Below are 20,543 nucleotides of genomic sequence, written 5' to 3'. Positions count from 1 at the left end.
GCAACTCCCATGGCAACACACCCTGCACCTGAGGTCTGGTTCCTCACCGGAAGCCAGGCAATGTACGGCGAGGACACGCTCCGGCAGGTGGCCGACCAGTCCCGTCAGATCGCCGCTCTGCTCGACGAATCGCCGCACATTCCCGCCCGGGTGGTCTGGAAGCCGGTCCTGACCACCAGCGCCGACATCCTGCGGACCTGCCGGGATGCCGCGACGCAGGGGGCGGTCGGGGTGATCGCCTGGATGCACACCTTCTCACCGGCGAAGATGTGGATCTCGGGCCTGGACGCGCTGCAGACGCCGCTGCTGCACCTGCACACCCAGGCCAACGTCCTACTGCCGTGGGACGAGATCGACATGGACTTCATGAACCTCAACCAGGCCGCGCACGGCGACCGGGAGTTCGGGTACATCCAGACCCGGCTCGGGGTGGCCCGCAAGACGGTCGCCGGGCACGTGTCCGACCCGCGCGTGGTCTCCCGGGTCGGTGCCTGGACCCGGGCGGCGATCGGCTGGTCGGCCATGCGTTCGCTGCGGCTGGCGCGGTTCGGCGACAACATGCGCGACGTGGCCGTCACCGAGGGGGACAAGGTCGAGGCGGAGCTGCGCTTCGGGGTCTCGGTGAACACGTACGGAGTCAACGACCTGGTGCGGGTGGTCGACGAGGTGGCCGAGGCGCAGATCGACGATCTTGTCAAGGAGTACGACGACACCTTCCGGGTCGCCGCCGAGTTGCGGCCCGGCGGCGAGCGGCACGATTCGCTGCGCTACGCCGCCCGGCTGGAACTGGGCCTGCGTACCTTCCTGGACGCCGGTGGTTTCCGGGCCTTCACCACCAACTTCGAGGACCTGGGCGGACTGCGTCAACTGCCCGGCATCGCGGTGCAGCGGCTGATGGCCGACGGCTACGGCTTCGGCGGTGAGGGAGACTGGAAGACCTCGGTGCTGGTGCACACCCTCAAGGCGATGGCGGTCGGCACCGAGGGTGGCACCTCGTTCATGGAGGACTACACCTACGACCTCACTCCGGGTGAGGAACTGGTGCTCGGCGCCCACATGCTGGAAGTGTGCCCGTCGATCGCCGGTGACGTGCCGAACGTGGAGATCCATCCGCTGAGCATCGGTGGTCGCGAGGATCCGGTCCGGTTGGTCTTCGACGCCGCGCCCGGCCCGGCGGTGGTGCTCGGCCTGGCGGACATGGGCGAGCGTTTCCGGCTGGTGGCGAACGAGATCGACGTGGTGCCTCCGCCGCAGCCACTGCGCCGGCTGCCGGTCGCCCGGGCGGTCTGGCGGCCGCGGCCACACCTGCCCGGCTCCGCCGAGGCGTGGATCACCGCCGGTGCCCCCCACCACACCGTGCTGTCCCAGGCGGTCGGCGTGGAGGAACTGCACGACCTGGCCGAGATGAGCCGTACCGAACTCGTCGTCATCGACGCCGACACCGACCCCCGTCGGTTCGCCGACGAACTGCGCTGGAACCAGGCGTACTACCGGCTCGCCCGGGGCTTCTGACCCCGTCCGACGCCGGTGTGGCGGACCGCGCACAGCGGCCCGTGTGCCACGCCTTCGGCTGCTCGCGCCGGCGGGTGGCAGGCGTCCCCGGCCGATGCGCCACCCTCATCGGCCGGGGACCGCTAGCAGTTCTCCGCGAGTGGCGCGCGAGTCGTTGATGTTACGTCTTGACGAAGGCCGTGTTATCGCTCACAGTCGATAGTGAAGGCGGACGATATCTGTGGCCGTCCGGGACGTGTCATGTTGCTGCACAACTGGTGGTCACCTGATCTCTCCCTTGGGCAGAGCGGTCATGTTAGCGATCACAAACTGAATCGCGGCGGCGACGGCGTAGGCCACAGCCGTTCCGCCCTGTTCGTTCTGCTCGCATCCCGAAGGAGAATCATGATTGCCATTGGTGAGGTCCCCCGGACCACGCCGGGCCGGCGCGGCTGGCTGTCGCGCGTGGCGGCCATCCTGGCGACCACGGTGGTGGGCGTCTCCCTCGCCGCGGTGGCCCCGTCGCCCGCGGTCGCCGCCACGGTGGACACCAACGCGTGGTACGTGCTCGTCAACCGCAACAGCGGCAAGGCGCTCGACGTCTACAACATGGCCACGAACGACGGAGCGCGGATCACCCAGTGGGCGCGCAACGACGGCGCGTGGCAGCAGTGGCAGTTCGTCGACTCCGGCGGCGGCTACTACCGGCTGCGGTCGCGGCACTCCGGCAAGGTGCTCGACGTGTACAACTTCTCCACCGCGAACGGCGCGTCGATCGTGCAGTGGAGCGACCACAACGGGACCAACCAGCAGTTCCGGTTGGCCGACTCGGCCGGCGGCTACGTACGTCTGATCAACCGCAACTCCAACAAGGTGCTGGAGGTGCAGAACGCCTCGACCGCCGACGGGGGCAACATCGTGCAGTACGACGACTGGGGCGGCGCCAACCAGCAGTGGCAACTCGTCCGCGTCGACGGCGGCGGCACCCCCACCGACCCGCCCCCCGGCGGCAGCTTCACCAACCCCGTCGTCTGGCAGGACTTCGCCGACGTCGAGGTCATCCGGGTCGGCGAGGTCTACTACATGACCGCCTCCACCATGCACTACTCGCCCGGTGCGCCGATCCTGCGCTCGTACGACCTGGTGAACTGGGAGTTCGCCGGGCACTCCGTACCCCGGCTGGACTTCGGCACCAAGTACGACCTACCCGCCGGGCAGCAGGCGTACGTGGAGGGCATCTGGGCCTCCACGCTCAACTACCGGCCGAGCAACCAGACCTACTACTGGGCCGGGTGCATCAACTTCGCCCAGACCCACATCTACACCGCCACGGCCGTCGACGGCACCTGGAGCCGGCACGCCACCCTGCCGCAGTGCTACTACGACGCGGGGATGCTCATCGACGACAACGACACCATGTACGTCGCGTACGGCAACGGCACGATCAGCGTCGCGCAGCTCTCCGCCGACGGACGCAGCCAGGTCCGGGCCCAGCAGGTCTACCAGACCCCGTCGAGCATCGGCACCCTGGAGGGGGCGCGCTTCTACAAGCGCAACGGCGCGTACTACATCTGGCTGACCCGCCCGGCCAACGGCCAGTACGTGCTCAAGTCCACGAACGGTCCGTTCGGTCCGTACGAGCAGCGCCAGGTGCTGCTCAACATGCAGGGTCCGATCTCCGGCGGCGGGGTGCCGCACCAGGGTGGACTGGTGCAGCTGCCCAACGGCTCCTGGTACTACATGGCCTTCACCGACGCGTACCCGGGCGGTCGGATGCCGACCCTCGCGCCGATCACCTGGACCGCCGACGGGTGGCCGCAGGTGCAGACGGTGAACGGTGCCTGGGGAGTCAACTACCCGAACCCGCTGCCGCTGCGCCCGGTCAAGCCGCTCACCGGCGTCGACACGTTCACCGGCACCACCCTCGGCCCGCAGTACGAGTGGAACCACAACCCGGACAACAGCCGATGGTCGGTGAACAACGGGCTGCGGCTGCAGACCGCCACCGTGACCAACGACCTCTACCGGGCCCGCAACACGATCACCCACCGCATCCAGGGCCCGACCTCGACCGGAACGGTCGAAATCGACTACTCGACGATGCGCGACGGCGACCGCGCCGGCCTGGCCATGCTGCGCGACGTCTCGGCCTGGATCGGCGTCCGACGGGACAACGGTGCCACCCGGGTGGTGATGACCAACGGGCTGAACATGAACAGCAACTGGGACACCAGCAGCACCGGCAGCGAGATCGCCAGCGCGGCGGTCTCCGGCGGGCGGATCTGGCTGCGGGCCAACGCCGACATCCGGCCCGGCTCCGGCCGGCAGGCGCGTTTCTCGTACAGCACCGACGGGGTCACCTTCGTCCCGCTGGGCAACGCCCTGACGCTGAACAACAACTGGACGTTCTTCATGGGCTACCGGTTCGCCATCTTCAACTACGCCACCCAGGCGCTGGGCGGATCGGTGACGGTACGTCGCTTCGAGTTGGCCACGCCGTGACGTGACGGTGGACCGGCCCGGCGTCCTACCGGTGCCGGGGCCGGTCCACCCCCAGACCGGGGCCTGTCGCCTGCCCGCCGAGCGGGCGACAGGCCCCTTCTCGCCCGCCTCCGCCTTGCCGGACCGCCGCCTGGACCTCGCCGCGACATCGCCAACGCTCCTGGACACCGCAGTTGCTGCGACGGTGCTGGCGCTGTCGAGCTGAGAGCACAAACGACTTGGAGCGACCGGAAATAAGACTGGCGGGCCTGCGACGCGCCCTGGCACGTCGGCTGGCGGCGTCGTCGTCGGCCATGCAACACCGGCATGGCCTCCTCCTCCGCCTTGCCACCCTCGACCAGGACCCGCCTCGCCTCCACCGCCCTATTGCCGGTCGCTCTCACGTCGCCGAGTGAGAGCACAGACGGCTCAGCTCGACAGGACGCGCGCAACCACGTCCGGTCGGATCCCCGGGCCGGGAAACCTGGTCACCAGCGACGACCCAAGACGCGGATGCCGGGTGGGAGGATCCCACCCGGCATCCGTCCGCGCGCCGAGGGTCAGGCAGCGCGGGACCACTGCATGCTGGACGCGGAACTGCACGTCCGCTGCTCCAGGGCCGCGCCCTGGGCGGTGGAGCCGCCGACCACGTTCAGGCACTTGTTGCTGTTGACGTTCACCAACTGGTGGTAGCCGTCGCCGGTCGACCGCCAGCTGAACACCTGGTTCAGGCCGTCGTGGCAGGTGTACTGGATGATCTGCGCCCCGTCGGCCGTGGAGACGTCTCGCATGTCGACGCACTTGCCGCTGTGCACGCTCTGCAGCCGTACGTTGCCGTTGCCGGCGTCGAGGAACCGCCACTGCTGCCAGGCGTTGCCGTTGCTGCTCCACTGGCCGATCACCGCGAGGTTGTCGAGGTTCGGCTGCTGGACGTCGACGACCTGCCCGCTGTTGCGATTGGTGATCCGGTAGGCCGTCGGGGCGCTACCGCCACCGGCGAACTGCCACCAGTTGACGTTGAACAGGCTGCCGCTGCCACCGGCGAAACGCAGGTAGAGATCGCGCGTACCGGTGGCGCCACTGACCCCGCAACTGGTGGTGGTCCAGGTCTGCCACCCACCGGTGCCGGCCACCGTGCAGGTGCCCACCAGCGGCCCGCTGGCGCTGTCCAGCCGTACCTCGATGCGGCCGCCGCTGGTGGCCGAGGCGACCCGTGCGGAGAAGGTGGTCGCGCCGGTACCGAAGGCAACCCCCTTGACCTTGATGTAGTCGCCGTTGTCGATCCACCCGACGTTCATGCCGCCCTCGCTGGACGGCTCGGTCTCGATGCCGGACCCCCAGGCGATCGTCTCCGCCTCCTGACGCGCGTACGGGTTCAACGTGCCGACCTGCGGCGCCCCGGCGGTGGTCATGTTCATGGTGGGGATGGTTCCGTTGGAGCCGTAGCTGAACTTCTCCACCGCGACCGACCGGGTGTACCCGCCACCGCCGGGCAGCGCACCGTTGTGGTAGAAGAAGTACGACCCGCCGGCGAAGTCGATCACGCCGGGGTGGTTGGTGAAGCTGGAGCCCTGCCGGGGCATGACCGTTCCCCGGTACGTCCACGGTCCGGTCGGGCCGGGTGCCGTCGAGTAGCCGATGAACTCCGAGCAGCACTCCGCCGCGAACACGTTGTAGTAGAGCCCGTTGCGCTTGAAGACCCACGGGCCCTCCTCGTAGAGGGTGGGCCGGCTGGCGTTGCCGGTCCGGGTGCCGAAGCCCGCCGTGGTCAGCGGGATCTGGGTCGGTCCGCCGGAGAACGAGATCATGTCGGGGTTGAGTCGTACGTACCACAGGTTCGGGTTGCCCCAGTACAGGTACGCCTGCCCGTCGTCGTCGATGAACGCGTGCGGATCGATCTCGCCGTTGCCGACGAGCGGCCGGCCGAGCGCGTCCCGGAACGGCCCGGTCGGGCTGTCCGCGACGCCGACCCCGATGACCATCTGCCCGTTGGAGCGTTGCCGGACCGGCACGTACCAGTAGAACTTCCCGTTGCGGGCGATGACGTGCCCGGCCCACGCGTTGGCGTCCGCCCAGGCGAACGTGGCCAGACTCATCGGCGTGCCGTGGTCGGTCCAGTTGACCATGTCGGCCGATGAGAAGACCCGCCAGTCGCGCATGGTGAAGTAGGTGGAGCCGTCCTCGTCGTGGCCGGTGTAGAGGTAGACCCGACCGTCGTGCACCATCGGCGCCGGGTCGGCGGTGTAGACGTGCTGGACGATCGGGTTGTCTGCTCGCGCCGTGCCGGGTAGCAGGGCGATCGCGCAGGCCGTGCTCGCGAGCACGGCGACGACGCGGCGGAGGGTCGTGGTGCTCATGCCCGGCTCCACCGCTGGTTCGTGTTGCCGTGGCAGGACCAGAGGATCACCGCGGTCCCGTTGGCCGTGGCCGCGTTGTTCACGTCCAGACACAGTGACGGGAAGCGGCCGTTGCTCACCGTGCCGTTGCCGTTGAACGTCCACTGCTGGTTCGTGCCGCCGTTGCAGTCCCAGACCTGCACCCGGGTGCCGTTTGTCGCGTTCGTCGGCACGTCCAGGCACTTGCCGAGGATCCGCAACGTCTGGCCGTTCTGGGTGATCTGCTGGTTGGGGTTGCCGTGGCAGTCCCAGATCAGGGTTCCGGTGCCGTTTGCGGTGTTCGAGTTGTCGAGATCGAGGCAGCGCCCGGCCGACTCGCTGCGCAGCCGGAAGGTGCTCGGTACCGGCGGGTTGGTGGTGCCGCCGCCGCTGACCCGGTACACCACCGTGCCGTGTGCCGGCACGCTCGCGGAGATGGCCCCGGTGGTCGTGGAGGTGCCGCCGGTCCACGCGTTCAGCAACGTGAACGAGCTGCCGGTCTTGCCGATCGCCGCCGCCGTGGTGGAGATCGTCGTGGTGGAGTTGCCCTGGTTGAACAGCGCGACCGCGACGTCACCGTTGGCCAGCCGCTTGGCCAGCACCCGCCGGGTGCCGTCGTGGGAGACCTGGACGGCCTGCAGCGCCAACGTGTCCTGGTTGATCGCGACCAGGTGCTGGTTGCGCAGGATGTCGAGCGTCGCGGTGCTGGCCGAGCGCAGGTCGTTGCCCATCATCAGCGGCGCGGCCATCATCGACCACAGCGCGAAGTGGCTGCGCATCTCGGTGTCGTTCATGCCGCCGTTGCCGACCTCCAGCATGTCCGGGTCGTTGAATCCGCCCGGCCCGGCGTAGCCGGCCAGTGGCACGTTGACGTTGACGATGTTCTGGATGCCCATCGGGTAGCCGTTGGTCTGGCCGCTGTCCCAGGTGTTGGTGATGTCCTCGGTGGTCCGCCAGAGGTTTGCCACGTCGCTCCAGTTGCGCTGCGGCCCGGTCTTCTCGTGGATGCTGTTCGAGTTGATGCTGTAGACGATCGGCCGTCCGGTGGCCGCCAGCGCGTCGCGCATGATGCTGAACCGCGCCACCTGGTCGTTTATGGTGCCGGTGGGGGAGCACCAGTCGTACTTGAGGTAGTCCACGCCCCAGGCGGCGAACTGCCGGGCGTCCTGGTACTCGTGTCCGAGGCTGCCGGTGGAGCCGGGGAAGGAGTCGAAGTACTGGGCGCAGGTCTGGTCCAGGGGACCCTGGTAGATGCCGAACAGCAGGCCGCGGGAGTGCAGGTAGTCGCCGAGGGCCTTCATGCCGCTGGGGAACCGCTGCGGGTGGGCCTGGAGGTTGCCCTGCGCGTCCCGGTTCGGGTCGAACCAGCAGTCGTCGACGACGACGTACTTGTATCCGAGGTCGCGCAGACCGTGGTTGACGATCGCGTCGGCCATCTGGCGGATGAGCGTCTCGTTGATGTTGCAGCCGAACGTGTTCCAGGTGTTCCAGCCCATCGGTGGGGTACGGGCGACGCCGTTGTTCAGCGCCTGCGCCGGCTTGGGGGAGACGATCCCGTCGGCGAAGCTCGCGGCGAGCGTCACCGTCAGGATGCCCAGGACGGCGGTCAGCCATCTTCTTGCGCTACGCACGTTGACTTCCTCCTTGGTGGTGGTGCGGTGAGCGGTCCGGTCGTCGGCATCGCGGCGTTCGACGGGCGTGGCCGGGTGGAACGTTGCGGCCGGACCCCGCGCACGCTCCCCACGTACGCGTGCTGTCGTTTGGGACGCCGATGTGCAGGGCCCGGATCTCGCTGGTCGTCACGCTGTTCTGGGCCCTGCGCAGCTCCCGCCGCGCCGTGTCGGCACGTGCCGTTCCGATGACAGGAATGTTATCGCTATCATCAATGTCTGTAAATTGTCTGTTGCCTGCCCACACAGCCTCTCGAAGCAACAGATCTGCGTCGGACCGAACAGGGTGGAATCCGAGTGTGACCGCTAACAGGCAGCGATGAAGAACGTTGTACCGGGTACGCGGACGGCCCGGCGGCCACCGGGGCGGCTGCTGGCGCTAGACTGTGCGTGATCTAGCGCTCTCCACCCGGACGGCACGGCCGGCGTGGGCACCGCGCGAGGGGATCTTTGTACCTGAGCCGTGCCAGTCATCGCCGACGGGCTGCGGCGACGACTGGATTGCGGGGAGTGTGAGATGGCCGTACGCGATCCTGCGATGACGGACGTGGCCCGCCTCGCCGGTGTCTCCCATCAGACGGTCTCACGAGTGCTGAACGGGCACCCGAACGTGCGGGAGCAGACCCGGCTACGTGTCCAGGCGGCGATCGCCGAGCTCGGCTACCGGCCGAATCGGGCGGCCCGTGCGCTGGTCACCGGCCGATCGCAGGTGATCGGCGTGGTCGCGCAGAACACCACCCTCTACGGTCCGGCGTCGCTGCTGGCCGCGCTGGAGCAGACGGCCGCCGAGTCCGGTTTCGCGGTCAGCGTGGGCAGCGTGCGTGACCTCGACCATCGGTCGATCTCCGCGGTGGTCGAGCGGCACCTGGCGCACCGGGTGGCCGGCATCGTGGTGATCGCTCCGGTGGAGTCGGCCGGCGAGGCGCTGGAGCGCCTGCCCAAGGACGTGCCGCTGGTGACCGTGGACGGTGATCCGCACCGACCGATGCCGCTGGTGACCGTGGACCAGGCGGCCGGCGCCCGGGCCGCCACCCAGCACCTGCTCGACGCCGGCCACCGTACGGTCTGGCACGTCTCCGGTCCGTCGGACTGGTTCGACAGCGCCGGCCGCATCGAGGGCTGGCGGGAGGCGCTGACCTCGGCCGGCGCGGAGATCCCGCCACTGGTGCCGGCGGACTGGTCCGCGGCGGCCGGCTACCGGTGCGGGCAGATGCTGGCTCGGATGCCCGACGTCACCGCCGTCTTCACCGCCAACGACCACCTCGCCCTCGGGGTGCTCCGCGCCCTGCACGAGCACGGTCGCCGGGTGCCGGACGACATCAGCGTGGTCGGCTTCGACGACGTGCCGGAGGCCGCCTACTTCATCCCGCCGCTGACCACCGTACGACCGGATTTCGGCGCCGTGGCGCGGGCGAGCCTGGAGATGCTGCTCACCCAGATCGAGTCGGTGAGCGGCGGTGCCCTGCGCCGGACCATTGCCCCGACCCTGGTCGCCCGCCGAAGCGTAGCCCCACCACCCCGCCGCTAACCCACCCCACCCCACCCCCGGAACCCTCTAAAAGTCGATCAAGAAGTTTTGGTCGGCCTTTCGCGCTGGACGCGACCAAAACTTCTTGATCAACCGGTGGTGGAGGCCGGGTGGGGGTGGGGTGGGAGTGGTTAGGTTGCGGTGCAGGTGGGGGTGGTGGAGGGGCCGACGCCGGTGCCCTGGAAGCCGAACTCGGTGCTACCGCCCGCGCCGACCTGGCCGTTGTAGCTGACGTTGCCGAAGTTCACCGTCCCGGTGCTGCCGCTGGCCTGCGCGTTCCAGGTGCCGGTGACCGCGGCGCCGCCGGGCAGCGTGATCCGTACGGTCCAGCCGCGGATCGCGGCACTGCCGGCGGTGACCCGGACGGTGGCCACGAAGCCGCCGTTCCACGAGTTCAGCGACACCGAGGCCGAGCAGCCGCCGCCACCCGGCGGAGGCGCGGTGGTGGTCGGCGGCGGGTTGGTCGGGTTCGGCCCGCTGACGCTGTTCAGCGCGTTGAGCACCGACGTGTACGCGGGCTTCTTGTTCCCGTTGCGGTCGAACAGCAGCGGGTTGTCATCCCGCCACGAGGCGGCGTCCCAGACCCCCCAGACCGTGATGCCGGTGCAGCGCGTCACGGCCAGGCAGGCCCGGGTGACCCGCTCGTAGATGCTCGCCTGGTTGGCGCCCTGGGCGACGTCCAGCTCGGTGATCTGCACGTCCACGCCGAGGTCGGCGAAGCGTTGCAGGTTGGCCTGGTAGTCGCCGGCGAGGGTGGTGCCCAGGTGGGACTGGAAGCCGACGCAGTCGATGGGTACGCCGCGTTGCTTGAAGTCGCGCACCATGTTGTAGATGCCTGTCGACTTCGCGTTGATGCCGTCGGTGTTGTAGTCGTTGTAGCAGAGCTTCGCGCCGGGGTCGGCCGCCCGGGCCGCCCGGAACGCGGCCTCGATCCAGTCGTTGCCGGTGCGTTGCAGGTTCGAGTCCCGCCGCGCGCCGCTGCCACCGTCGGCGAACGCCTCGTTCACCACGTCCCACGAATGGATCTGCCCCCGGTAGTGGGTGGCTACCCGGGTGACGTGGTTGATCGCCGCGTTACGCAGCGCGCTGCCGGACAAGTTCTGCGCCCAGCCGGGCTGTTGAGCGTGCCAGAGCAGGGTGTGGCCACGGACGGACATCCCGTTGGCCCGGGCGTGCGCGACGAGCCGGTCACCCGCGCTGAAGCTGAAGGAATTCTGCTGCGGCTCGTTGGCGTACCACTTCATCTCGTTCTCGGCCACGATCGAGTTGAACTCGCGGTTGAGGATCGTGGCGTAGGCGGAGTTGGAGAGCTGGAACGAGTTGGTGGCGGCGCCGAAGTAGCGGCCGCTCTGCGCCGCCGCCGCGCCGAGGGTGCTGGCGGCGGCGTGTGCGGAGGGCGCGACCAGTGCGGTGGAGACGAGCAGCGCGGCGCCGGCCGCGACGGACATCAGCACGGTACGCGGCCGAACGCCCACGCCCCTGCCTCTGGTGGTTCCGGGTTTCATCGATGTGCCCTTTCGATGGTGGTGGTTCGGAGTGTCGCCACGGATCAGCCTCCGACCGCCGTCGTGCCGGCCCCGGATGTCCGGATCCGGGCACTGCGAGGTCGACCCGGACGCGGATCGTGCGGGTCGCGCGGTGTCGGGATGCGCCGGTCGCCGGTGTGGGCGACCGTCTTCGAGGTGACGCGGCGTTCGGTGCCGTCGAGGCGTGCCCTTCCGCGCGGATTGACAGCGCGCGGCGTCTCGCGGATGCCGGCCCGGACAGCCGCCGGGAGGGGCGGCGGGGTGGCCCCGCCGTGGCCCGGTGACCGGAAGTCGAAACAGGAGCCGTGCCCGTGACTCCTGGCCCGAAACTAGCATGTTATCGATAACATGCTCAAGCGATGACTGTGGATGCGATGGCGGTTCGGGACGACGACCGAGGCCGCCGGACACGACCCGTGGTGGGTCCCGCCCGGCGGCCTCGGCGACCGCGGGTCAGACTCAGATGAAACGCCAGCGGTGGTCGCCCGCGCCGTTGTCGTCCCAGATCACGATCTGGGTACCCTGGCTGGACGAGGCACCGGTGACGCCCAGGACCCGCCCGCCGTTGGCGGACTGGATCCGGAAGTAGCCGTTCGCGGCGTACCGCAACCGCCACCGGTTGCTGGCCGCCCCGTTGTCGGCCCACTGCACCACCCGGGCGCCGTTGCCGCTGCTGCCGTTCTCCACGCCCAGCACCTTGCCGCTGTGCGAGTTGCGTAGCCGCAGGTAGCCGCCGCTGTCCACGATCGCGGTCCAGAGGTGGTCGGCGGTGCCGGTGTCGCCCCACTGGATCACCAGGCCGCCGTCGGCGGTGGACATGTTCTGCACCCCCAGGACGAGACCGGTGGCCAGGTTCTGGATCCGACGGGCGCCGTTGGGCACGAACCGCCACCGGTTGTCCGGCGTGCCGTTGTCCGGATCCTGGACGACCCGGGCACCCTGCGCGGTGGAACCGTTGAGGGTGGCGAGGAGCTTGCCGGTGTGCCCGTTACGGATCTTGTGTGACCCGTCGCCGACGTCCACGATCGTCCACCGGTGGTCGGCCGTGCCGGTGTCGGACCACTGCAGGACCTGTGCGTTGTCGGCGGTCGACATGTTCTGCACGCCGAGCACCTTGGCACTGTTGGCGTTGCGGAACTTCACCGCGTTGCCGTCGACGACCAGTTGCCAGTCGTGGTCGGCGGTGCCGTTGTCGCCCCACTGCAACGCGGGTGCCCCGTCGGCGGTGGACATGTTCTCGATGCCGAGCACCAGGCCGCTGGCGACGTTGGCGAGTCGGAAGGTGGCCGTACCGGTGCCCGGGGACTGGCCGTTGGCGTTCCAGTAGACGGTGTAGTTGTGCCCGTGCGCGTCGTAGAACGGGCCCAGGTTGACCGTGGCGCCGTTGGCGGTGGCGGTGAAGGCCAACGCCGAGGTGCTGGTCCGGTTGACCGAGGTGGTGGCCAGGGCGGGCAGGGCGGACAGCGCGGTGTTGCCGTAGTTGCCGGAGAGCACCGCCGGGCCGTAGGTCACGGCCACCACGTTCGGGTCGTCGTTGGCCGGCTGCACGATCACCCGCATCGGCAGCCGTACGGTCACCGTGTCGCCCGAGGTCCAGGTCCGGGTGAGGGTGGCGTACGTGCCCGGCGTGGTGGTGACGTTCTGCGCGGCGCCGTTGACGCTGACCGTCGCACCCTGCGTCCAGGCCGGGATGCGGATCCGCATCGTCCACGACCCGCCGACGTCGCCGGTCACGGTGAGGGTCGTGGTGTCGCTGACCGGGTAGGTGGTGCTCTGGGTGACCGTGATGCCCCGCTCCGACCAGGTCAGCACCGAGGGCATGAACAGGTTCACCGTGAGCGTGGTGTCGTTGTGGAAGTAGATCGAGTTCATCAGGGTGGTGTTGGTTTCCAGCTGTGAGCCCTGGCAGCACCAGAAGGAGTTGTAGTCGGTGCTCCAGGTGCCGCCGCCCCACGCCGGTCCGACGCCCCGCCGCCCGCCGGGGTTCAGCGGGGTGAAGTAGGTGATGTGGCCGTGGTTGTCGGCCGGGTTCTGCGCTCCGATCAGGTGGTTGAGCAGCGCCCGCTCGTAGAAGTCGAAGTACGCCACCCGGTTCGGGTCCAGCAGCCACAGCTCCCGGGTCAGCTTCAACATGTTGTACGTGTTGCACGCCTCGCAGGTGTCGTTGCGCAGGTAGCCGGCGATGGCGTTGGGCGCCCGGAAGTGTTCGGCCTGGCTGTTGCCACCGATGACGTACGTGTGGGCGTTGACCGTCATGTTCCACGCATTGCTGGCGATGTCGCGGTACCGGGTGGTGCCGGTGGCCTTGAACTCGCGGGCCGCGCCGATCCACTTCGGCACCTGGGTGTTCGCGTGCAGCCCGTTGAGCTGGTCGGAGTTGGCCGCCAGGGGATTGAACACGGCGTTGTGGTCGAACCGCTGGGCGGTGGTCAGCCAGCGGGCGTCGCCGGTCTGCTGGTACAGGTCGGTCAGCACGGCGTTCATCCCGCCGAACTCGGTACCCAGCATCGCCTGCAGCTGCGCCGAACTCAGTCGGCTGGTACGCCAGTCCACCCAGCCGGCGAACGCCAGCAGGACGTCGCGGGCCTGGTTGTTGCCGATGTGCCGCCACACGTCGAGCAGCCCGGCCAGGGTCTTGTGGATGGCGTAGTACGGCACGTTGCCGTTGTTGAGCGTGCGGTTCTCCACGGCGGTGAAGTCGGACTCGGGGAAGCCGCTGAGGTAGCCGGTGTTGAAGCCGGCGGCGCCGTTGTTGGCCTGGCACTTGGCCAGCTCGGCCACCATGTGGTTGGCCTTGTCCCGGCAGGTGGTGTCGCCGAGCACGGCCCACAGATACGACCAGGCGCTCAGGAAGTGCCCCTGGGAGTGGGTGCGGAACGGGAAGTTGGGTGCCTCCCAGCCGCCGAGGGCCGCGGCGCCGGCGGTGGACAGCCGGTGGTTGGCGCGGAAGTTGTAGAGCAGCCGGTTGACGTCGACGAAGCGCAGGTAGTTGACCGTGCGGTTCTGGTTGTCCAGCCAGCGGCTGGCGGTCAACCGCACCTGGCCCGGTTCGAAGGCGTACGCGGAGACGCCGAGGTCGGGACGTACCGGGGCGAGCGCCGCACTGGCCGTGCCTTCGACCAGCGCGGGACCGACGGCGGCGGCGACGGCGGCCGCGCCGGCGGCCCGGAGCACGTGTCGACGGTTGAGGGACGGGTAGGGCATCACGACCTCCGTGGTGACATGGGGGATCGCCGTCCGGCCCGGCGAGGGGTGGTGGCCGACCGGTGCGGCGAGAAGCTGTGCGGTGACGTCGGTGCGCCGTGCGTGTCCACCGGGCCCGGCGGTGCGTCGCTGCGGCGTCGACCGTGCCAAGCTCATCGATGTTATCGCTAACATACTGTTTCGATATGAGGTCCGCAAGACGCGCGACGAGCCGAACGTGGTGACCCCGATTTGACCCTCGACCCGGTCGAGGTCGGACGGTGCCGACGACAGGCGGCCGGCGTCCTCCACCGACACCGGCCGACCGGCCGACCGACCGACGGTCGACGCTGGCGACGGGGGGCTGCGGTGGTGGCGACGAGTGGTGACCGCACGGCGGTGCCGGGGACGTACTGGGTGTGGCTGGGTGGCACCGCGTTGAGTCTGCTCGGCGTACAGGCGATGGCGTTCGCGATGGCCTGGTCGGCGGCCGGACAGGGTGCTCGCTTCGCCGCCCTGGTGCCGACCGCGATCGTGCTGCCCCGGGTGGTGCTGCTGTTGGTGGGCGGGGTGGTGGCTGACCGGTTCGGTGCCTGGCTCGTCCTGTTCGCCTCGACCGCAGCGATGATGGTGGTCACCGTGGCGTTGGCGGCCGCCGCGTGGTCGACGCTCGATCTGCGGCTGCCGCTGCTGCTCACCGCGCTGGCGATCGGCACCGTGGACGCCTTCCAGCTGCCGAGTTCGGGCTCGATGCCGCGCCGGCTGGTACCGCCGTCGGCGCTGGCCCGCGCCCTGTCGGCCCGGCAACTCGCCGGACAGCTCGCGTTGTTCGCCGGTCCGCCCTTGGGTGGTGTGCTGCTCGGGGCGGCCGGGCTTGCCGGGGCGGCCCTGACCAACACCGCCACCTTCCTGGCGATGCTGGCGGTCCTGCTGATCGTCCGGTCCGCTGCCGGGCGGCCACCGGACGCCAGCCCGGGTCGTGGGCGGTCGCCGCAGGTGGTGCCGGCTCACGACCAGTCGCCGCAGGCTGTGACGGTGTGTGGGCGGTCGCCGGAGCCGGCGGCGGCTCACGGGCGTTCGCTCAAGGCCGGGACGTATCGCGGGCGGTCGAGTGACGCCCGGACGGCTGGTGACGGCGGAACGGGTTCGGGGTCGCCGGCATCGGCGGCGGTTGACGGGCTGCGCCTCGCCTGGTCGGTGCCGGTGCTGCGGGCGGCGCTGCTGGTGACCGGCGTCGTCGCCGGATTTCTGCTGCCGGTCGGCACGCTGCTGGTGCCGCTGCTGGCCCGGCAGCGGGGCTGGTCGCCGTCGGCCACCGGTGCGGTCGTCGCGGCGATGGCGCTGGGCACGGCGGTAGTCGGGGTGGGTGTCCTGCTGCGCGGCGCGTCCCGCCGGCCGGGCGTGGTTGCCGCCGTGGGTCTGCTGGTGGCCGCCGCGGGCGTGATCATGCTCGCGGTCGGCAGCGCTCCGCTGCCGGCCGCCCTGGCCGGCGTGCTCGTCGGTGTCGGCTCCGGCGGCTTCGCCACGCACGTCGGTCCGCTCGTGCTGGCCGCCACGCCGCTCACCCACCTGGCCCGGGTGCAGTCCGTGCTGGTGCTGGTCCAGAGCCTGCCGTTGCTGGTGACGGCCAACGCGTTCGGTCTCGTCGCGGGGGCCGCGCACGTCCCGGCGGTGCTGTACGGCTGCGCGGGCGTGCTGGCCGTGACCGGGCTGGCGGCCCTGGCGGTGCCGACCCTGCGCCGCTCGTCCGGCGACTCGGCCCCGGCGGGTGTCCGTCGAAGGGATATCTGACTAAAGTCAGCAATCGTGGATCGTGCACTCGTGGACGTGGTGCGGCGCTTCAACCGCACGGTGACCCAGCGCGTCGGCGCGCTTGACGACAGCTATCTCGCCCGCGACCGGCCTCTGGCGCAGTCGCGGCTGCTCTGGGAGATCGGCCCCGACGGTGCCGAGGTCGCGGCCCTGCGGACCCGGCTGGATCTCGACGCCGGCTACCTCAGCCGGCTGCTGCGGACGTTGGAGGGCGCGGGCCTCGTCCGGGTGGGGCCCGCCGACGGGGACGGTCGGGTGCGGACCGTCCGCCTGACCGACGCGGGCCGTGCCGAGTGGCACCTGCTGGACGGCAGGTCCGACGAGCTGGCCTGGTCGGTCCTCGCGCCGCTCACCGACGGCCAACGCGCCCGGCTCACCTGCGCCATGACCGAGGTCGAGCGCCTGTTGACGGCATCGCTGGTCACCATCGGACCCTGCCATCCCGGTGAGCCGCGTGCCCGTGCCTGCCTGCGGGCGTACGCGCGAGAACTCGCCGAGCGTTTCGACGTCGGCTTCGAACTGGGCCAGGGCGGCGCGGACGAGCGGGAGTTCGTGCCGCCGTCCGGCCTCTTCCTGGTTGCCACCATCTCGACCGAGGCGGTGGGCTGCGGTGGGCTGCGGCTACCCCTGGGCGAGCCCGCCGAGATCAAGCGCCTCTGGGTCTCGGCCTCGGTGCGCGGGCTCGGCGTCGGCCGTCGCCTGCTTGGCGAGTTGGAGCGGCGCGCCGCGGCGGCCGGTGCCACAAGCATCCGTCTCGACACCAACCGCACCCTCACCGAGGCGATGCGGCTCTACCGCGCCGAGGGCTACCAGGAGATCCCGCGCTACAACGACAACCCGTACGCCCACCACTGGTTCGCCAAATCGTTGGACTGACCGGTCGACCCCGCTTGCCGACAAGAAATGAACGGTGGTTCAATTCTTGGCGTGGCGTACCGGAGTACCGAGCGGGTGCGGGCGCGGCTGACCGCCTCGCGCGAGCGGATCATCGACGCCGCCCTCGGCATCCTCGCCGAGCACGGCTACGCCGGCTGCTCGGTCGCGGCCGTCGCGGAGCGGGCCGGGCTGGCCACCGGCAGCGTCTACCGGCACTTCCCGGCCAAGGCCGACCTCTTCGCCGAGGTGTTCCGCACTGCCAGCCAGGGCGAGATCGACGCCGTCACCCGGGCCGCCACCGCCGAGAGCACGGCCGCCGCGCGGGTCCGGGCGGTCATCGAGACCTTCGCCGGCCGGGCCCTGCGGTCGCCCCGTCTGGCGTACGCCCTGCTCGCCGAGCCGGTCGATCCGGCGGTGGAGGCACAGCGGCTGGTGTTCCGGCGGGCCCACGCGGCGCTGCTGGCCGGCTACATCGCCGACGGTGTGGCCAGCGGTGAGCTGCCGGCGCAGGATCCCGAACTGACCTCCACCGCCGTGGTCGGCGCGCTGGCCGAGGCGATGGTCGGCCCGCTGGCCGCCGGTGTCGCCGGCCCGGACACCATCGGCGGCCTGATCACCTTCATCCACCGCGCGTTGGGAGTTCCGTCGTGAGCACACACGAGGTGTTCAACCAGGTGCCGCCGCTGGTCGGCCACGACACGGCGGACGAACCCGCCCTGCTCGACGCGCTGGCCCGGGAGGGGGCCGGCTGGGCCACGGCCGAGGTGCACGAACTCGGCCGGCTGGCCGGCACCGAACAGGCAGCCGAGCACGGCCGGCTGGCCAACGAGCATCCGCCGGTGTTGCGTACCCACGACCGCTACGGACACCGGGTCGACGAGGTGAGGTTCCATCCCTCCTGGCACGAGTTGATGCGTACCGCCGTGGCGCACGGCCTGCACGCCGCCCCCTGGGGCGACGGGCGGCCCGGCGCGCACGTCGCCCGGGCGGCGAAGTTCCACGTCTGGCGACCCGACGCCGGCCACGGTTGCCCGATCTCGATGACCTACGCGGCGGTACCCGCGCTGCGGCACGCCCCCGACCTGGCCGCTCGCTACGAACCGCTGCTCACCGCCCGCAGCTACGACTTCGGGCTGCGGGAACCGCAGGGCAAACAGGGGCTGCTGGCGGGCATGTCGATGACCGAGAAGCAGGGCGGGTCGGACGTGCGGGCCAACACCACCACGGCCCGCCCGACGCCCGACGGCAGCTACCGGTTGGTCGGGCACAAGTGGTTCACCTCCGCGCCGATGTGCGACCTCTTCCTCACCCTCGCCCAGGCGCCGGGCGGGCTGACCTGCTTCCTGGTTCCCCGGGTGCTGCCCGACGGCACCCGCAACCCGATGCGGTTGATGCGACTCAAGGACAAGCTCGGCAACCGCTCCAACGCCTCCGCCGAGGTGGAGTACGACGACGCGGTGGCCTGGCGGGTCGGTGACGAGGGGCGGGGCGTGCCCACCATCATCGACATGGTCAACCTGACCCGGCTGGACTGCGTGATCGGTGCGGCCTCCGGCATGCGGCACGGGGTGGTCACCGCCACCCATCACGCCGCCCATCGGCGGGCGTTCGGTCGCTACCTCGTGGACCAGCCCCTGATGCGCAACGTCCTGGCCGACCTGGCGGTGGAGTCCGAGGCCGCCACCGTACTGATGATGCGGCTGGCCGGGGCGACGGACCGCTCCGCGCGGGGCGACGCGGCCGAGACGGCGTTCAAGCGGATCGCCCTCGCGGTGGGCAAGTACTGGGTGTGCAAGCGGTGGCCCGGTCACGCCGCGGAGGCCCTGGAGTGCCTGGGTGGCAACGGCTACGTGGAGGAGTCCGGGATGCCGCGACTGTTCCGCGAGTCGCCGCTCAACTCCATCTGGGAGGGCTCCGGGAATGTCGCCGCACTGGACGTGCTGCGGGCGCTGGCCGGCCAGCCCGACGTGATGGCGGCGTTCGAGGCGGAGGTGGCCGCCGCGACGGGCGCCGACGCCCGGCTCGACTCCGCCGTCCGCCAGGTGCGGTCCGCGCTTGCCGATCCGGCCGATCTGGAGGTACGGGCCCGTCGGGTGGTCGAACAGCTGGCGCTGGTGTTGCAGGGCGCGCTGCTGGTGCGCCACGGTCATCCGGCGGTCGCCGACGCCTTCTGCGCGTCCCGGCTGGGCGGCGACCGGGGACATGCCTACGGCACGTTGCCGGCCGGCGTCGACTTCGCCGCGATCATCGACCGGGCCACCCCGAAGGTCGGCTGACCGGTCCGGTGCCACCCGGAAGGTCGGCTGACCGGTCCGGTGCCGCCACGGTGGGCGGCGGCACCGGGGCCGGGGATCAGCAGTAGAGGTTCGCTCCGGCGGGCACCCCGAGGATGCCCACGAACTGCTGGTACCGGGTGACCCGACTCTGCACCTGGGCGGGGTTGCCGCCGTTGCACTCGATCGAGCCGTTGATGCTGCGGATGGTCTGCCCGAAGCCGGCGCCGGTGACCATCGCGTTGTGCGCGGTCATCGTGCCGGGCCCGTTCTGCGTCATCCAGTACCAGATGGCGGTCTTCCAGGCCACGGCGGCGTCGGTCTGCACCAGCCAGGGGTTGGTCAGCAATGGCAGCCCGAGGGCGTTGCCGGCCGCGTTGTAGTTGAAGTTCCAGCTCAGCTGGATCGGTCCCCGCCCGTAGTAGGCGGCCTGCCCGGCCGGGCAGCCGTACGGCTGGCCGCTGTCGCAGTAGTGCGGGTAGTTGGCGGTGTTCTGCTCCACGATGTGCACCAGGCCGCCGGTCTCGTGGTACACGTTCGCCAGGAAGGCCGCCGCCTCCTGCCGCTGCACCGTGGCACTGCCGGTCCGCGCGAAGGCCGGGTAGGCGCTCAGCGCGTTCATCAGCCCGGAGTACGTGTAGAAGGAGTTGCGGCTCGGGAACATCTGGTGGAACTGTGCCTCGCTGACCACGAAGCCGCCCGGGTTCGTCGGTGGGTTGCTGGTGGGCGGCGTGCCCGAGCAGGTGTACGGGTCCCAGTACCAGGTGCTGATGATCGGGTCGTAGCCGGGATTGTCGTGCTCGGCGATGTAGTACTGGCCGTTGGTGTACCGCACGATGCTGCCGGCCGGGTACCAGGTGCCGGCGGTCCAGTTCGGATGGTTGCAGGTGCCGCCCGGGGGTGGCGGGGTGCTGCCGCCGCAGGCGCCGAGGTCCTGCCAGACTCCGGTGGTGCCGGGCGGGGCCTCGTTCTGCGTCCACCACTTCGCCTGGTAGTTGCGGCCGTTGTGGGAGACCTGCATGCCCGAGGTGTAGACCGCGGCGGACCGCCACGCGGTGGCACAGGCGGCGGCGGAGGCGGCGGTCGACGGGATGACCGCCAGCAGCGCGCCGGTGAGCGTCAGTGCCGCGAGCGCGGCCAGGGCGCGCCATCTCGACATGTGATCACTCCTTTCCAGGGGGAGGGGTACGTCGAAGGGCGGAACGCTCATCGACGGACATGATGGTAACACCAACTGTTCACAAACCTTACAGTTGGTTCCGAGCAGTGAACCGGGCGTTGAGCCGGGCCCGTTGCTGTGGGATTCTTGGACGCCGATGCGTTGTCGC

Annotated in this window: 12 protein-coding genes; 7 read left to right on the top strand and 5 right to left on the bottom strand. The window is 70.2% G+C overall.

Annotation, left to right across the window (positions count from 1 at the left end; all coding sequences use genetic code 11):
• Positions 1-9 precede the first annotated feature (9 nt).
• Positions 10-1,512, top strand: a complete 1,503-nt coding sequence (gene araA, locus KBX00_RS04015) for an L-arabinose isomerase (protein WP_210823301.1) — start codon at positions 10-12, stop codon at positions 1,510-1,512.
• Positions 1,513-1,896: 384 nt separating this feature from the next.
• On the top strand, positions 1,897-3,993 hold the full coding sequence (locus tag KBX00_RS04010) for an RICIN domain-containing protein (RefSeq protein WP_210823299.1): 2,097 nt from the start codon (positions 1,897-1,899) through the stop codon (positions 3,991-3,993).
• A 539-nt stretch (positions 3,994-4,532) separates the two neighbouring features.
• Here the strand turns inward: KBX00_RS04010 and KBX00_RS04005 are convergent.
• On the bottom strand, positions 4,533-6,329 hold the full coding sequence (locus KBX00_RS04005; protein WP_210823297.1) for a family 43 glycosylhydrolase: 1,797 nt from the start codon (positions 6,327-6,329) through the stop codon (positions 4,533-4,535).
• Positions 6,326-7,978, bottom strand: coding sequence for a glycoside hydrolase family 27 protein (locus KBX00_RS04000; RefSeq protein WP_210823296.1), 1,653 nt, complete (start codon positions 7,976-7,978; stop codon positions 6,326-6,328). Before KBX00_RS04000 ends, KBX00_RS04005 begins: the two co-directional genes overlap by 4 nt.
• 577 nt (positions 7,979-8,555) lie before the next feature.
• Here KBX00_RS04000 and KBX00_RS03995 point away from each other — a divergent pair.
• Complete coding sequence (locus KBX00_RS03995) at positions 8,556-9,545, top strand: LacI family DNA-binding transcriptional regulator (RefSeq protein ID WP_208020885.1); 990 nt, start codon at positions 8,556-8,558, stop codon at positions 9,543-9,545.
• Positions 9,546-9,676: 131 nt separating this feature from the next.
• Here KBX00_RS03995 and KBX00_RS03990 read toward each other — a convergent pair whose 3' ends face one another.
• Both KBX00_RS03990 and KBX00_RS03985 read right to left on the bottom strand, forming a co-directional pair.
• Entirely contained in the window at positions 9,677-11,050 is a 1,374-nt protein-coding gene (locus KBX00_RS03990) for an endo-1,4-beta-xylanase (protein ID WP_210823295.1), read from the bottom strand.
• Between the two features lie 480 nt (positions 11,051-11,530).
• On the bottom strand, positions 11,531-14,275 hold the full coding sequence (locus KBX00_RS03985; protein WP_210823629.1) for a beta-L-arabinofuranosidase domain-containing protein: 2,745 nt from the start codon (positions 14,273-14,275) through the stop codon (positions 11,531-11,533).
• Positions 14,276-14,623: 348 nt separating this feature from the next.
• Between KBX00_RS03985 and KBX00_RS03980 the strand changes: the two genes are divergently transcribed.
• The 4 genes from KBX00_RS03980 to KBX00_RS03965 are packed head-to-tail and all read left to right on the top strand — an operon-like array spanning position 14,624 to position 19,218.
• A complete protein-coding gene (locus KBX00_RS03980) occupies positions 14,624-16,045 on the top strand; it encodes an MFS transporter (protein ID WP_307868031.1) in 1,422 nt (473 codons plus the stop codon).
• A 15-nt stretch (positions 16,046-16,060) separates the two neighbouring features.
• The gene (locus KBX00_RS03975; RefSeq protein WP_210823294.1) at positions 16,061-16,942 is read left to right on the top strand and encodes a bifunctional helix-turn-helix transcriptional regulator/GNAT family N-acetyltransferase; all 882 of its coding nucleotides are present in this window, start codon (positions 16,061-16,063) and stop codon (positions 16,940-16,942) included.
• 51 nt (positions 16,943-16,993) lie between these two features.
• Complete coding sequence (locus tag KBX00_RS03970) at positions 16,994-17,593, top strand: TetR/AcrR family transcriptional regulator (protein WP_210823293.1); 600 nt, start codon at positions 16,994-16,996, stop codon at positions 17,591-17,593.
• Positions 17,590-19,218 (top strand): isovaleryl-CoA dehydrogenase, encoded by a 1,629-nt coding sequence (locus KBX00_RS03965; protein ID WP_210823291.1) that lies wholly within the window; start codon positions 17,590-17,592, stop codon positions 19,216-19,218. Before KBX00_RS03970 ends, KBX00_RS03965 begins: the two co-directional genes overlap by 4 nt.
• Before the next feature lie 76 nt (positions 19,219-19,294).
• On the opposite strand, the gene KBX00_RS03960 is transcribed toward KBX00_RS03965, so the two are convergent.
• Positions 19,295-20,374: a glycoside hydrolase family 19 protein gene (locus KBX00_RS03960; protein ID WP_210823289.1), complete on the bottom strand. Its 1,080-nt coding sequence runs from the start codon at positions 20,372-20,374 to the stop codon at positions 19,295-19,297.
• Positions 20,375-20,543 lie beyond the last annotated feature (169 nt).

Source organism: Micromonospora sp. C95, from assembly GCF_018070465.1.
Lineage (GTDB): Bacteria > Actinomycetota > Actinomycetes > Mycobacteriales > Micromonosporaceae > Micromonospora.
This window is presented reverse-complemented; position numbering and strand designations above follow the sequence as displayed.

Coding starts and splice junctions, on each gene's coding strand:
- KBX00_RS03960 (WP_210823289.1), bottom strand. CDS start 20,374: ATGTCGAGATGGCGCGCCCTGGCCGCGCTCGCGGCACTGACGCTCACC.
- KBX00_RS03985 (WP_210823629.1), bottom strand. CDS start 14,275: ATGCCCTACCCGTCCCTCAACCGTCGACACGTGCTCCGGGCCGCCGGC.
- KBX00_RS04005 (WP_210823297.1), bottom strand. CDS start 6,329: ATGAGCACCACGACCCTCCGCCGCGTCGTCGCCGTGCTCGCGAGCACG.
- KBX00_RS04010 (WP_210823299.1), top strand. CDS start 1,897: ATGATTGCCATTGGTGAGGTCCCCCGGACCACGCCGGGCCGGCGCGGC.
- KBX00_RS03990 (WP_210823295.1), bottom strand. CDS start 11,050: ATGAAACCCGGAACCACCAGAGGCAGGGGCGTGGGCGTTCGGCCGCGT.
- araA (WP_210823301.1), top strand. CDS start 10: ATGGCAACACACCCTGCACCTGAGGTCTGGTTCCTCACCGGAAGCCAG.
- KBX00_RS03995 (WP_208020885.1), top strand. CDS start 8,556: ATGACGGACGTGGCCCGCCTCGCCGGTGTCTCCCATCAGACGGTCTCA.